This is a genomic window from Solitalea longa, from assembly GCF_002920915.1.
Taxonomy (GTDB): Bacteria; Bacteroidota; Bacteroidia; order Sphingobacteriales; family Sphingobacteriaceae; genus Solitalea; species Solitalea longa.
In genome coordinates, this window is the sequence record NZ_PQVF01000006.1 from 13,461 (window position 1) to 27,964 (window position 14,504).

General features: G+C 39.5%; 12 protein-coding genes. All 12 read left to right on the top strand.

What is annotated here, in order from left to right; genetic code table 11:
- Window positions 1–810: a DUF4249 family protein gene (locus C3K47_RS09150; protein ID WP_103788836.1), complete on the top strand. Its 810-nt coding sequence runs from the start codon at window positions 1–3 to the stop codon at window positions 808–810.
- Window positions 811–820: 10 nt separating this feature from the next.
- Window positions 821–1,621: a hypothetical protein gene (locus C3K47_RS19485; RefSeq protein ID WP_165784663.1), complete on the top strand. Its 801-nt coding sequence runs from the start codon at window positions 821–823 to the stop codon at window positions 1,619–1,621.
- 123 nt (window positions 1,622–1,744) lie between these two features.
- Window positions 1,745–4,267, top strand: coding sequence for an outer membrane beta-barrel family protein (locus tag C3K47_RS09160; RefSeq protein ID WP_103788837.1), 2,523 nt, complete (start codon window positions 1,745–1,747; stop codon window positions 4,265–4,267).
- A 244-nt stretch (window positions 4,268–4,511) separates the two neighbouring features.
- Entirely contained in the window at window positions 4,512–7,829 is a 3,318-nt protein-coding gene (locus C3K47_RS09165) for a glycoside hydrolase family 38 N-terminal domain-containing protein (RefSeq protein ID WP_207765268.1), read from the top strand.
- A 145-nt stretch (window positions 7,830–7,974) separates the two neighbouring features.
- Window positions 7,975–9,546 carry an HAL/PAL/TAL family ammonia-lyase gene (locus C3K47_RS09170; protein ID WP_103788838.1) on the top strand — a complete coding sequence of 524 codons (1,572 nt, stop codon included), beginning with the start codon at window positions 7,975–7,977 and terminating at the stop codon, window positions 9,544–9,546.
- A 35-nt stretch (window positions 9,547–9,581) separates the two neighbouring features.
- A complete protein-coding gene (fabG, locus tag C3K47_RS09175) occupies window positions 9,582–10,310 on the top strand; it encodes a 3-oxoacyl-ACP reductase FabG (protein WP_103788839.1) in 729 nt (242 codons plus the stop codon).
- Between the two features lie 71 nt (window positions 10,311–10,381).
- On the top strand, window positions 10,382–11,602 hold the full coding sequence (locus tag C3K47_RS09180) for a beta-ketoacyl-[acyl-carrier-protein] synthase family protein (RefSeq protein ID WP_103788840.1): 1,221 nt from the start codon (window positions 10,382–10,384) through the stop codon (window positions 11,600–11,602).
- A 13-nt stretch (window positions 11,603–11,615) separates the two neighbouring features.
- Window positions 11,616–11,873 (top strand): acyl carrier protein, encoded by a 258-nt coding sequence (locus tag C3K47_RS09185; RefSeq protein WP_103788841.1) that lies wholly within the window; start codon window positions 11,616–11,618, stop codon window positions 11,871–11,873.
- Window positions 11,873–12,754, top strand: a complete 882-nt coding sequence (locus tag C3K47_RS09190; RefSeq protein WP_103788842.1) for an LpxL/LpxP family acyltransferase — start codon at window positions 11,873–11,875, stop codon at window positions 12,752–12,754. Before C3K47_RS09185 ends, C3K47_RS09190 begins: the two co-directional genes overlap by 1 nt.
- A 2-nt stretch (window positions 12,755–12,756) precedes the next feature.
- Window positions 12,757–13,176 (top strand): 3-hydroxyacyl-ACP dehydratase, encoded by a 420-nt coding sequence (locus C3K47_RS09195; RefSeq protein ID WP_103788843.1) that lies wholly within the window; start codon window positions 12,757–12,759, stop codon window positions 13,174–13,176.
- A 10-nt stretch (window positions 13,177–13,186) separates the two neighbouring features.
- Window positions 13,187–13,837, top strand: a complete 651-nt coding sequence (locus tag C3K47_RS09200) for a hypothetical protein (RefSeq protein WP_133159357.1) — start codon at window positions 13,187–13,189, stop codon at window positions 13,835–13,837.
- A gap of 14 nt (window positions 13,838–13,851) precedes the next feature.
- Window positions 13,852–14,496, top strand: coding sequence for a hypothetical protein (locus tag C3K47_RS09205; RefSeq protein WP_103788845.1), 645 nt, complete (start codon window positions 13,852–13,854; stop codon window positions 14,494–14,496).
- Window positions 14,497–14,504 lie beyond the last annotated feature (8 nt).

A 14,504-nucleotide genomic window follows, 5' to 3' on the forward strand; every position in this document is an offset into this window, starting at 1 on the left:
ATGAAAAAGATAGTAGGTTTTTTAGTGTTGATAATGGCCTTTTTTACCGGCTGCACCAAAGAAGAAGCGGAAGAGCTCGCTGCAATAGATAAGCCGGTGGTGGAAGCTTACCTAATACCGGGACAAGCGGTTAATGTACATGTTACCCAACAAGTAGGTTTTGGAACGGCTGATACCACTCAGGTGCCGATCAATGATTTAACGATAAAAATTATAAGTGAAGGAACTGAACATGTACTCGGTTTTACCGCTGATGGAAATTATGTTTCAGGTAGTGATCTGAAAATTGAAGCGGGTAAAACCTATGCATTATCATTTACCTATCAGGGTGAAGAGGTGAGCGCCGAAACGGTAATTCCGGAAAAACCTCAAGACTTTACGGAGTCAACCTCTTCGTTTACCATGCCGACTTTTGATTTTAGCAGCGGTACACGCCCCGAGTTTCCGGATCCGGTAAAACTAAGCTGGACAAACCCGGCCGGTGAATACCACCTGGTAGTGGTAAAAAACACCGAAACTTCACCAACCGAAGTTAGTTTTGGTTTTGGTGGAGGCTCCACTACCTCGGCCAGACCCATTTTCAGAAATCAACCTGATCAGGGAACGTCTTATGAAATAAACGTTCAGAACTTTAGTTATTACGGGCATCATTGGGTCATTTTATACCGAATTAATCCAGAGTATGCAGCTTTATACCAGCAAAGCGGAAGTAATTCACTGAACCTGAAGAATCCTTCAACCAATATTAAAAACGGCCTGGGCATTTTTACAGGCATCAACACTGATACATTAAGTTTAACCGTCAATTAGATTTTATATAGTGAAACGGATCATTCAACATTCTGCATGGCTGCTCATATTCATGGCATTGTCGTGTTCTTCTACCAAAAGCATTTCGAGTTTAAAGTCGCAGGTACAACATCAAATTGATGGATTACCGGGTGAATGGGGGCAACCCATACGGTTTAGTGATAATGACACGGGAATACAGTACGCAATTGAAAATGATACCGATCATCTTTATCTCATTTATCGGATCACGGATCAGCAAACCATAATGAAGGTTTTATCGGCCGGAGCTAAACTTTGGCTCGACCCAAGTGGTAAAGGAGATAAGAAGATGACCATCGACTTTCCCTTAAAAAAAGAGATGGGCAGAGCTCCTATGGTTGAGCATGAAAAGAACCGCTTGATTATGATGGAAGATCTCTTGCTTCAAAAAAACGAAGCCGTTTTAACAGGTTTCTTGAATGGGCCAAGCGGTAAAAAGGCATTGGATAGTATCGGTGATTTCAGGTTTAAAGTATTGATCAATAATGATGAAAGCCTGGTGTATGAACTGGCAATTCCACTAAATAGTTTGTATGCTGCCTCAGCTAACCGTAATATGCCATTTGACCTGGGCTTAGAAATTAATGGAATGGAGATGCCGCAGCGCAAAGGCGGTTCGGGCGGAAGTGGAGGTAGGGGACCTGGAGGAGGAAGGCCTCCCGGAGGCGGTGGAATGGGTGGTGGTATGCACGGAGGAGGCGGTCATGGAGGGCCAATGCCGGGTGGTCACTCTTTTGAATCAATGACCAAAGCGGTAAAGCTGCAAACCAAGGTTTTGCTTTCTAAATAAATATATCCCCTGTTAATCCCGATTTACCATTCTGTCATAGGCATTTGTTAGCGTAAATGTTATAACAAGGATTTTACACTGGTAATTAAACCTCGGGGTTAACTTTGGGGTCTACTAGAAGTTATGAAGAAAATTTTATTGCAATTATTGTTTGGCTTATTGGCCTTGGGCTCCTATGCTCAAGTGGGTGGCCCCCCAAAAGGAACGGGTTCAATAGGCGGAGTTGTCATCGACTCAACTACTAAAAAACCTGTGGAATTTGCCACGTTAGCGTTAATTCGATCTACAGATTCGAAATCTGTAAACGGTGGAATGGCTGATGAAAAAGGCGTTTTTAAACTCCAAGGTATCCCTAATGGCGATTATAATCTGATTATTTCATTTATTGATTATAGTACAGTAACCAAAAAAGTAAACATCTCAGCACAAAATCAGGAGATCAAACTTGGAAAAATTATACTTCAGCAAACCGGAAAACAACTGAAAGAAGTTACCGTTGTGGGCCAGCGTGAACTGGTGGAGAATAAGATCGACAAAATGGTTTACAATGCCGAAAAAGATGTGACTTCTAAAGGTGGCGATGCCGGCGACATTTTGCGCAAAGTGCCAATGGTAAGTGTTGATATGGACGGAAACGTTGAATTACGCGGTAATTCGAACGTTAAGATCTTAATTAACGGTAAACCTTCAACTATAGTCAGCAATAGTGTGGCCGATGCCATGAAAATGATTCCGGCCGATCAGATCAAAAATGTAGAAGTGATCACGAGTCCTTCAGCTAAATATGATGCTGAGGGTTCTGCCGGCATTATTAACATTGTAACTAAGAAAACTGATGTTGCCGGTGTTACCGGAAATATCAGTATGAATTTGAGTAATCGCTTTAACAGAGGGAACGGAAGCTTAAACATTCGTCAGGGTAAAGTTGGTTTCAATGCCGGCTTTGGTGGTATGTATTTTATTCCGCAAGACGGATCAAGTGTTTTTCAACGCAATAGCTTTTTCCCTGATATGCAAAATACCGGTGTTGATACCACTCGTTTAACCGATCAGAATGGAACCAATAAAGGTGGCAGAAATGGTGGTAATGCCAACTTTGGTATATCCTATGATATTAATAAAACCAACTCAATAAGCAGTAATGTCAAGTTTAGCCGCTGGAATAATAATAACGACGGGTCAATGCTTGTTTCCAACTCTGATAATATTGATGGATTGCTAAGTCAATATAATCGTATTTCGCAAAATGATAACCAGCGAAAAGGAATTGATTGGTCAACAGATTATAATAGAAAGTTTGCTAATCCACAGCAAGAATTTAGTCTTGGGTTTCAGTTAAGCGACGATAGAAATAATACGGATTTCCAGAATTCGATTGATGGAATTGTAAATATGCCAAATACCGCAGGCAGAAGCTTAAATGAAGGAACTAATAATGAGCTTACTTTTCAAGCTGATTATGCCCATCCATGGACAAAAGCTGTTTTGATGGAAGTTGGTGCGAAAACAATTTTAAGGGACATCACCAGTGCTTATAATTATGATTTGATAAACACTAATGGAGAATATGTACCTGATCTAACGAGATCCAATGACTTTAACTATACTCAAAATGTTTATGCAGGATATCTTTCGTTTAACCTTACGTTAAATAAAGGGTATGCAATTAAAGCCGGTGGACGTTTAGAACGTACAGAAATTACCGGTGATTTCAGAAATTCACAGTCGAACAGTATCGCTAATAATTACAACAATTTTGTTCCGAGTTTAACTGTTGCTCGTACGTTTAAAGATATGTCGTCGCTTAAGTTAAGCTATAGCCGTCGTATCCAACGCCCGGGTTTACGCTTTTTAAATCCTTTTATAGATTCAACCGATCCACAGAATATCTCTTTTGGTAACCCAAACCTTGCTCCGGAGAAGACCAATAATTTTGAATTAGGATATTCAAGGTTTATGGGACGTTCATCAGTGAATGCCTCAGTATATTATCGTAATACTTATGATGTTATCGAAAGTATAGTAGGCTTATCTGCTGATGGTAAAATATCCGGAAGCACATATGCAAATATCTCTAATAGCTCATCAGTAGGGGTTAATCTTTCAGGATCTGTGCAACTTGGCCAGCGTATTACCTTAAGAGGAAACGCGAATGTGTATTCGTATAATGTTAACGATCCGAATATTCAAACCACGTATAGCAATAAAAGCCTGCTGTACAATGTTAATGCAAATGCTTCATGGTCATTGCCTAAAGATTTTGCTATTGAAGCATTCGGAATGTTCAACTCGCCTCGCAGAACTATTCAAGGAGAAAATCCTTCATTCTCGATGTTCAACCTTGGGTTTAAGAAAGACTTTTTGGAAAAACGTGCCAGTTTAGGCTTAAACATGTCGAATCCATTTAATAAGAACCGTGAATTCACCACAAAATTAAGCGGAAACGGATTTGACCAGTATCAGCAAAATTCGGTTCCTTTCCGTTCAGTTGGAGTTTCATTTAGCTATCGTTTTGGTAAAATGGATTTTAACGGCCAACAAGGCGGAAGTAAAAAAGGGAAGGGTCAAGGTCCGAAAAAAGAGGGCATTAATAACGACGATATCAAACAAGAAGAGGATTCGCAGCAAGGTGGTGGAAGACCTTAGTGTTTGCCGGCGCTAAGCGAATAGTTCAAAAGCATTTTACATATTTAAAAGAAGTTCATTCACCGAATTTTATAATGTAGTCCTGATCGGAAGATCGGGACTATTTTGTTTATAAAGCAGTCTGTACACACTACTATTTTCTAAAACGTTAAAGCAGCTGTGACTAAGAAAAATTCATTGTTTAGTGTTAATTTAAAAGAACATTTTTTAGCAAAATAATTAGTTTAAAATAGGAAGAAGATATATGAAGAAAGTGATCCTTTTTTTACTGCTAATGGGTATTGCAGTTAAACTTCAAGCTCAGTTAAATGTTCCTTACTTTGGAAAGATCCAATGGATCAATGGCTATGCAAAAGAAATAAAGGGTGAAAATATCAATTATGATTCGGCCTATCCGGATTATGCAACTACCGCTTTGCTAACACGTTGTACAGATGGAAAAAAGGAAATTGCCTGGGAAACATCTCCGGTGCCACAAAAGATCAGTGGAAAATACGTTTATTTTAGTTGGGTAGCGGCTCATTCATCTGGTACCAGCAAAGGCGATCGTCATTTTGACTTATACCTGAATGATGAAAAACTCCTCAGCTTTACTACTTACCCCGCTCATAAACAACCAGATTGGAAATTTGTAGCTGCTGATAGTTCTGCATTGGTTTTTCATCAAACTAAAAGAGATGGAGCCAATGATGCCCATGGCCTGGCATTTCTTCGTTTGCCGGTAAGCAAGGTGAAACCCGGTCAGCCTCTTAGACTAAAAATTGTAGGACAAGCCGAAAACAGTAATGACTGGTACATGACCTTTAAGTTTTCTTTTGAGGAAAAGGCCGACCTCGATCCAAGGCCGTTTCTCTTGAAAAATGGGAAGCAGATCATTGCATTAACAGCTTTGCATTTTGGCAATGATGGGCAGCTTCTGGTGAAAATTAATGACAAGGATTCGTTTACCTACACCGTACATAATGGAGTAAATAAGTTTGATATTCCGGTAAATGCAGTTTCAACTAAAGACAGTGTGAGAGTAAGGGTAGTGTCGGGTAAAAATGTGTTGGTCAATAGTTACGTGTCCTTAAACCCGGCGAAATATCGCGAATTACATTTTATTCACCATTCACATACCGATATCGGCTATTCACATCTACAACCGGAAGTGCTGAAAATCCACAATAAAAATATTGATGATGCTTTGCAGATGATCGAGCAAACGAAAAAGCTGCCGGTCGAGGCTCGCTTTAAATGGAATATTGAATCGTTATGGGCGGTTGAAAATTACCTGAAACAAGCTTCGCCAGAGCAAAAAGAAAAATTTGTTAAAGCGGTTAAAGAAGGTAGTATTTGCTTGTCGGCCTTGTATGCAAATATTTTAACAGGCTTAAGTGAGCCGGAAGAAATGTTTCATTACACTGATTATGCTGAAAAGTTAGAGAAAGAGTTTGGTTTTACCATTAATAGCGCCATGATTTCGGATGTGCCCGGTTTTGCATGGACAACGGTAACAGCTCTGGCAAAAGGAGGTGTTCGTTATTTTTCAAGCGGCCCTAATTTTCTGGGTGATACTCACCCTTATTGGGGCGATCGTGCCGGATATTTTGTAAAAACCTGGGGGGATAAACCTGTATGGTGGGCTTCTCCATCAGGTGAAGAAAAGGTGTTATTCTGGGCTGGTGCTAAAGGCTACTCTTCATGGCATGGCATGGCTCCGGGAGGCATCTTTGAACGTGGTCCTGGAAAAATAGCTGCTTACCTTAACCAGCTCGATCAGAATAATTACCCTTATGAAATGGTACAGTGGCGCTATAATGTGGTTGCTGATAATGGACCGATTGACACCGCAATCGCGCGTTTTGTTGATCAATGGAACAAGACCTATTCTTCTCCCAAAATTGTGTTAAACACCACTGATAAATTATTTGAGGAATTTGAGAAGAAACACGGTACTGAGTTAAAAACTGTTAGAGGGGATATTAGCCCTTATTGGGAAGATGGAGCAGCTTCAACAGCAGAGGAAGAAGGGAAGAACCGTGTAAACAGCTTACGCCTACAGCAATTGACGACACTGTATTCAATGGTAAACCCTCAAAAGTATAATGCTGATAAATTTTATGAAGCCTGGAAAAATGTGATCATGTTCCATGAACATACCTGGGGTGCCCATAATAGCATTTCTGAGCCTGATGTTCCATTCGTTACCGAGCAATGGAGGATAAAAAAGCAGTTTATGCTTGATGCCGATCAGCAGATCAATGACTTGGAAAAGGATATCTTGCAACCGATGACAAACTCAACATCAAAGAAAATTGCGGTATTCAACACCTTATCGTGGAAGCGCAACGGAATGGTAATATTGCCTGAAGGCTGCAGTGCAAAATCAGTAAAGGATGCCTCTGGCAAATTATTGCCAGTGCAAAAATTGAGTAATGGAACGTTAGTATTTATGGCTGCAGATGTTCCGGCTCTAGGAACTGCAATCTATGAACTTTCAAATAGGGAAGTAAAATCACCCTCCAAAGTCAAGCTGAATGATAATTCCCTTTCTAACGGAAGAGTGTCTGTTCAATGGGATACAGCCAATGGTAGCATTACCAAACTAGAAAAAGCAAACGACTTCAATTTTGCAGGTTCTTATAATAACCAAGGTTTAAATAGCTATTGGTATGTGCCGGGCTTAAATCCTGCGGATGCGCAAAGCAACAGCCAGGTTCAGGTGAAAATATTGGAAAACGGCCCGGTGTTAACAACTATAAGCATCAGTTCCGATGCTCCCGGAGCCAATAAACTGGAGCGAAAAATTACGCTGTTTAGCGAAGGTGGAAAAATTGAACTTGATAACATCGTAGACAAAAAGGCGATTCGCACTAAAGAATCGGTTCATTTTGGTTTTCCATTTAACCAATCTTTGGATAAGACCTTGTTAGATGCAGGTTATGGTTCAATGCAATTTATTACTGACCAACTGCCCGGTTCAAACATGGATTACTTATATGGCCGTCGTTGGCTGGATGTTACTGCTTCAGATAAAGGTATTCAGTGGATGTTATTGGAAGCTCCATTGGTTGAGCCCGGAAATATGATTGACGAGCGGCTTACGGTGGCTCCAGGTCATAAGGAATGGAAGAAAGAAGGAAAGCCAACTTCAACCTGGTTTAGCTATGTAATGAACAATTACTGGCATACCAATTACAAAGCAGATCAGAGTGGAGCGATTCGCTTTAGATATGCTTTGCGTCCGCATGATCAGGTCAGCTTTGCTGAAAACGAAAAAATGGGTGCGGCTTTTACCCAGCCGCTGTTAGCCTTACCGGTAAATGAAAAGCTAATAAGTAAAGGCAGTTTGTTTCAGTTGAGTAATGATCGGGTGATTGTAACCAGTATTTCCCCTGATGAAAATGGGTTTATTATCCGTCTGTTCAACCCGGAGGCTGGAACTGAACAAACAAAAATTGAATGGGGAACTTTAAAGCCCTCCCAAGTTATCATTAAACCAACCGGTAAACCGCTTGAAGGCCAGGAGAGTTTTAGCTTAAAGGGGATGGAAGTGTTGGAGTTGATGATTTCGAGATAATTAAAAGCGCTTGTTTTTTAACCAGGAAGAGAATAATAAAACTTAAAAATATTCAGAATAATATTTTTCGAAAAAAAATAAATCAAAATATAAATCTTAATTTTTCTGCTATTTTTGCCGGTCCAGTACAATAATTTTAATAAGCATGGTATCTGTCGGAAAGGCAAATCTGTCTCTCGCTGATTTTGAGGAGGTGTTATTCAACGAAGAAAGAATTTCCTTAGACGCGGAGGCGTTAGCAAATATTGAGGAAAACCACCTTTTTCTAAAGCAGTTTTCATCCAATAAACTTATTTATGGCATAAACACGGGTTTTGGCCCGATGGCTCAATATAAAGTAAGTGAAGAAAATTTGCTTGCTCTGCAATATAACTTAATCAGAAGTCATAGTAGTGGTGCTGGTAATTTACTTTCACCCTTATCGGTGAAATCATTAATGATAGCCCGCTTAAATAGCCTAATGCAAGGATACTCGGGTGTGCATACGGATGTGGTTCACCTGCTAAAGGACTTGATCAATAATGATGTTTACCCTTGTATTTATGAACACGGGGGAGTAGGGGCAAGCGGTGACCTTGTGCAACTGGCACATTTAGCATTAGTATTAATAGGAGAGGGGGAAGTGATCTTTAATGGAGAGGTTCAACCTACAGCTCAGGTTTTTGAAAGCGTACAAATAAAACCATTATCAATTCAATTAAGAGAGGGATTGGCGATCTTAAATGGCACATCGGCCATGACGGGAATCGGCGTTCTAAATCTGTTGAATGCACATAAGCTTTTGAATTGGTCCATTTTGCTATCTGCAATTACCAATGAAATTGTGGGAGCCTATGATGATCATTTTTCATTCGAACTAAATGTGGTTAAAAAACATTTGGGACAAAATAAGGTGGCAGAAACCTTCCGCAATATTGTTAGTGACAGTAAACTGATCCGTAAACGTGCTGATCATCTTTATCGTCATGAAAATATAGATCAGGAGGTTTTTGAGGACAAAGTCCAGGAGTATTACTCATTGCGTTGTGTTACCCAGATTTTGGGTCCAATTGCTGATACAATTGATTACGCCGAAAAGGTTGTTATTGGGGAGGCAAACTCTGTAAATGACAATCCGGTAGTTGATCATAAAAACAAAAACGTATTTCACGGTGGTAATTTCCATGGTGATTATGTTTCCCTGGAGATGGATAAACTGAAAATTGCCATTACGAAGCTGTCTATGCTATCGGAACGTCAGTTGAATTACCTGTTAAACGATAAGCTGAATAAAAAGCTTCCTCCGTTTGTAAACCTAGGAACTTTAGGGTTGAATTTTGGTATGCAGGGAATGCAGTTTACTGCAACTTCTACAGTTGCCGAAAATCAAACACTTTCGTTCCCGATGTATTTACACAGTATCCCGAATAACAATGATAACCAGGATATAGTAAGTATGGGCTGCAATGCCGCATCATTAACCCGTAAAGTAATTGAAAATGCTTTTGAAGTGTTGGCCATTCAGGCAGTTACGTTATTACAGGCTATTGATTATTTGGGTTGTGCAGAGCAATTATCGTCGGTTGCAAAACAAATGTATGATGATTTGAGGGAGATTTTTCCTGTTTTTGCTGATGATAAGCCGCGCTATAAAGAAATGCGACTTGTTAAAGAGTACTTAAGTAAGAATAATCCGGTTTTATGTCCAGCATTTTTAGGGCAGGAAGCGGCTTTATAATTTAATCATCTATTGTTTTAAAAATTACAGTATAAATGAAAACTGCATTAGTAACCGGTGGGTCGAGAGGAATTGGCAATGCAATTTGTATAAAAATGGCCGAAATGGGCTTTTATGTTCTGGTTAACTATAAAGGCAATGTGACAGCTGCGCAACAAACCCTCGAAGCTATTAAGCAAAATGGCGGAAACGGAGAATTGCTTCAGTTTGATGTTTCGGTAAAAGAAGAAGTTGACCAGGCTTTAGGAGTTTGGATCGAACAGAATACTGATAAATCTATTGATGTGTTGGTAAACAATGCAGGCATTAAAGAAGATACTTTAATGATGTGGATGAGCAACGATCAATGGAACAATGTTGTAAACACTAGTTTAAATGGCTTTTTTTACGTTACTAAGCTGGTGTTGAACAATATGTTGGTAAAAAAGTTTGGAAGAATTATCAATATTGTTTCTCTTTCAGGACTAAAAGGAATGCCGGGCCAAACCAACTATTCTGCCGCTAAAGCCGGCGTTATAGGAGCCACAAAAGCTTTAGCTCAGGAAGTGGGCAGAAGAGGCGTTACAGTTAATGCGATTGCTCCAGGTTTTATCAAAACAGATATGACCGAAGGCTTGGATGAGAAAACCCTAAAAGCATTGATCCCTGTTAACCGTTTTGGTACGCCTGAAGAGGTAGCACATGCTGTTGGTTTCTTAGCTTCTCCGGAAGCTAGCTATATTACAGCGGAGGTGCTTTCTATCAACGGGGGCTTATACTCTTAAGCGGTAACGAAAAATTAAATATTCCATAAACAAAACCTTTGCGCTCTTCTAAAAAGTTAAACTAATACTTAATGCATAGGGTTGTAATAACAGGAATGGGCATCTATTCTTGTATCGGAGAAAATTTAGAACAGGTTAAAACCTCGTTATTTCAAGGTAAATCAGGCATTATACTCGACCAGGAACGTAAAAGCTTTGGCTATCGCTCAGGCTTAACGGGTATGGTTAATCGTCCTGCATTAAAAGGGGTTTTAGATAGAAGAGCACGTGTTATGCTACCTGAACAGGGCGAATATGCTTTTGTTGCCACCCTCGAAGCCTTGAAAAATGCCGGTATTAGTCAGGAGTACATCGATGCCCATGAAATTGGAATCTTGTATGGAAACGACAGCTCGGCACAACCGGTAATTGAGGCTACTGATATTATTCGGGAAAAGAAAGATACCACCTTAGTGGGATCAGGCTCCGTTTTCCAAACCATGAATTCAACGGTAACCATGAACCTGGCTACCATTTTCAAATTAAGAGGAGTAAACTTTACAATAAGCGCAGCTTGTGCCAGCGGTTCTCATGCCATTGGTATGGGTTATCATTTAATTAAAAGCGGCTTACAGGATTGTATCATCTGCGGAGGCGCCCAGGAAGTAAATAAATATTCAATGGGTAATTTCGATGCCTTGTCGGCTTTTTCTGTTTTCGAACAAGCACCGGAAAGAGCATCTCGTCCGTTCGACAGAGACAGGGATGGCTTAGTTCCCTCGGGAGGCGGTGCTACCGTAATTTTGGAAAGTTTGGAGTCGGCTTTAAAACGCGGAGCTCCTATACTTGGGGAAGTAGTTGGTTACGGCTTTTCATCAAACGGCGGACATATTTCAACGCCAACTGTTGAAGGACCGGTTAAGGCGTTAACCATGGCATTAAAAGACTCGGGTCTTTCCATTGCTGATATTCCTTATATCAATGCTCACGCTACCTCAACGCCGGCAGGTGATATGAGCGAAGCACGAGCCATTGACGAGGTTTTTGGAGCAACTAAACCTTTTGTGAGCTCTACCAAATCAATGACCGGCCATGAATGCTGGATGGCAGGAGCAAGTGAGATCGTGTACTCTATGCTGATGATGCAAAATTCATTTATCGCTCCAAACATCAATTTTGAAAATCCTGATGATGATTCGGCAAAACTTAACATTGTAACCTCCACCATTGAGCGTGAATTTGATGCATTTCTATCAAACTCGTTTGGCTTTGGAGGTACCAACTCATCATTAATTATAAAAAAGTGGAAATAAACTAGTATTGCGCATGAATAGTTCAGAAATTATTGAAAAAATTAACGGTTTCCTGGTAGAAGAGTTTGAAGTGGAAGCCGAGAAAATTACCCCGGATGCAAATCTGAAAAGTACGCTGGAATTAGACAGTCTCGATTATATCGACTTAGTAGTGGTGATTGAAAGCAACTTCGGTTTTAAAGTAAAGCCTGAAGACTTTGTAGGCATCGTTACTTTTGGTGATTTTTATAATTACGTTATTTCTAAAGTTGAAGTAAAGGAACTTGCATAATGCCAACCTGGCAGGGCAAATCAAAAGGCAGCCAAACCGGTTACCGCATTTTTGTTTTTGTACTTAAAAAATTAGGACTGCATTCGTCATACTTCCTGCTGAGGTTTGTGGCGTTGTATTATTTCTTTTTTTCGTATAAATCATCTAAACCTTTATTTCAGTTTTTTAAGTATAGGTTAGGTTTTAAACTGCATAAAGCTATAACGAGCCTCTATCATAATTATTATCAATTCGGACAAAGTCTTATTGATAAAGTGGCGGCTATGGCTGGAATAGCCAACCAGTTTACCTTTCATTTTGATGGTGAAGAGCATTTGTTCGATATCATTGATCAAAATAGAGGAGGAATATTACTTAGTGCACATTTAGGAAATTGGGAAATCGCCGGGCACTTATTACAACGGCTGAATACCACTATCAACATCGTAATGTTTGATGGGGAGCACCAAAAGATAAAGGATTATCTAAAGGATGTGGTAGGTGAACGCAAGGTAAAGGTGATCGTTATTAAAAATGATATATCACACATTTACGCGATAAGTGAGGCTTTTAGAAATAATGAATTGGTGTGTATGCATGCCGATCGGTTTTTAGAAGGCAACAAAACCTTTACGCACTCTTTTTTAGGTAAAGATGCCCAGTTCCCAATGGGACCTTTTGTATTGGCCTCTAAATTTAAAGTTCCGGTTTCATACGTTTTTGCGGTAAAGGAAAGTAGTTCGCATTATCATTTCTTTGCAACCAAGGGTAATGATTATGCGCATGTTCCTAAAGCAGAAGTGATGAATACCATGCTTGGCGATTATGTAAATGGATTGGAGAACAAAGTGCACCAGTATCCACTGCAATGGTTTAATTACTATGATTTTTGGAAAAATTAACAATGAGTAATAACGCTGACATTATATCATTAATTCCACAGAGAGCACCATTTGTAATGGTTGATGAATTGTTGCTGACGGATGAGAAGTGTTCCCGCACCAAATTCTCTATTAATGCGGAGAACTTGTTTGTGGAAAATGGAAAATTCACCGAGCCTGGTTTAGTAGAGAATATAGCGCAAACAGCAGCTGCACGCGTTGGTTATATTGCCAATCAACTTCAACAAGCTGTTCCGGTAGGGTTTATTGGTGCAGTTAAAAATTTAGAAGTGTTCTCGCTGCCAAATGTCAATGAAACGATAGAAACAGAAATTGCAATTGAAAATGAAGTGTTTAATGTGACGGTAATTTCTGGTAAGGTTTGGTGCAATGATGCGCTTTTAGCTCAATGCGAAATGAAAATCGTAATTAACCAGTCATAAAAATTGAATTATGAAAAAGCAGTTTTGCCTACTCTTGTTACTAGTGTTAAATACATTGTGCACCAATGCACAATCGTTTTCAGAGTTCCTTAATGATCCTTCAATAAAACTCACCTATTTGGGTATTGATTTTACTGAGGTTCGTTTAATGGGTGATGCTACCGCAAATACATATGAAATAAAAAACAAATATTTTGCATTAATAAATGATGTGGTGGTTAATGAATCACTTAAATACAATATTGCAAAAGCATTTCGTAAACCAAGCATTGTTAACAATTTAACATTTGTAACGGAGCATAATAAAGCTATTGATGCCGACAAACTTGTATCTCTCAATCAAGCGGATTATACCCGCTTAACACCTGAAATGGTGCAGCAAGTTGTTGGCAACTATGATTTTGGAACCGAAAAAGGGATAGGACTAATGTTTGTCATGGAGGGTATGAATAAATCAATTGTTGCTGCAGCCATGTACGTGACATTTATTGATATGGAAACCCGCAAGGTGATCTTTAGTCAACGCATGGAGGGAAGTGCAGGAGGTTTCGGTTTTCGCAATTATTGGGTTCACCCTGTTTATAGCGTGCTGAAAAATATAGATAGTTATGAGTTCGCCAATTGGAAACTTCAAAATAAAACTAAAAGAAATCAGCTTTAAAACATGATTGAATAATGAAAAAGCAATTCTGCCTTCTCTTGTTATTAACGCTAAATGCGTTGTGTACTAATGCACAGTCGTTTTCTCAGTTCCTTAATAATCCATCTATAAAACTCACTTACCTGGGTATTGACTTTACGGAGACCCGCTTGATCGGTGATCCCAAAACCTACTCTTGGGAGCTAAAAGATAAGCATTTCGGGGGGATCAATGAGGTTGTTGTCAAGGAGTCGGGTAATTACACTATTGCAAGCGCATTTCGTAGAAAAGAGCTGGTTAACAACTTAAGTTTTGTTACTGAACATAATAAATTAATTGACGCGGAGAAGATCATATCTTATGATGTTAGAGATACCATGCGCCTTTCCCGTGATCATATTCAAAGGATTATCGATTCCTATAATTTTGGTAATGAAAAGGGGATAGGATTAATGTTCGTTATGGAAAGTATGTGTAAAACGACTGCAACGGGCTCATTCTACGTGGTATTGTTTGACATGGAATCTAAGAAAAGGATACTTACCCAACGGATGGTAGGGGATGCAGGAGGTTTTGGTTTTCGCAACTATTGGGCTCGTACGGTTTACGAGATAATAAATGAGATAGAAATGCATACGTACACAACGTGGCAAAACCGAAATCCGGAGATAGGAAAGTAAAGCATTTA

Bases quoted from the DNA above. Each gene is read 5' to 3' on its own strand.
- C3K47_RS09150 (WP_103788836.1), top strand. From the start codon at position 1: ATGAAAAAGATAGTAGGTTTTTTAGTGTTGATAATGGCCTTTTTTACC.
- C3K47_RS09160 (WP_103788837.1), top strand. From the start codon at position 1,745: ATGAAGAAAATTTTATTGCAATTATTGTTTGGCTTATTGGCCTTGGGC.
- C3K47_RS09165 (WP_207765268.1), top strand. From the start codon at position 4,512: ATGAAGAAAGTGATCCTTTTTTTACTGCTAATGGGTATTGCAGTTAAA.
- C3K47_RS09170 (WP_103788838.1), top strand. From the start codon at position 7,975: ATGGTATCTGTCGGAAAGGCAAATCTGTCTCTCGCTGATTTTGAGGAG.
- fabG (WP_103788839.1), top strand. From the start codon at position 9,582: ATGAAAACTGCATTAGTAACCGGTGGGTCGAGAGGAATTGGCAATGCA.
- C3K47_RS09180 (WP_103788840.1), top strand. From the start codon at position 10,382: ATGCATAGGGTTGTAATAACAGGAATGGGCATCTATTCTTGTATCGGA.
- C3K47_RS09185 (WP_103788841.1), top strand. From the start codon at position 11,616: ATGAATAGTTCAGAAATTATTGAAAAAATTAACGGTTTCCTGGTAGAA.
- C3K47_RS09190 (WP_103788842.1), top strand. From the start codon at position 11,873: ATGCCAACCTGGCAGGGCAAATCAAAAGGCAGCCAAACCGGTTACCGC.
- C3K47_RS09195 (WP_103788843.1), top strand. From the start codon at position 12,757: ATGAGTAATAACGCTGACATTATATCATTAATTCCACAGAGAGCACCA.
- C3K47_RS09200 (WP_133159357.1), top strand. From the start codon at position 13,187: ATGAAAAAGCAGTTTTGCCTACTCTTGTTACTAGTGTTAAATACATTG.
- C3K47_RS09205 (WP_103788845.1), top strand. From the start codon at position 13,852: ATGAAAAAGCAATTCTGCCTTCTCTTGTTATTAACGCTAAATGCGTTG.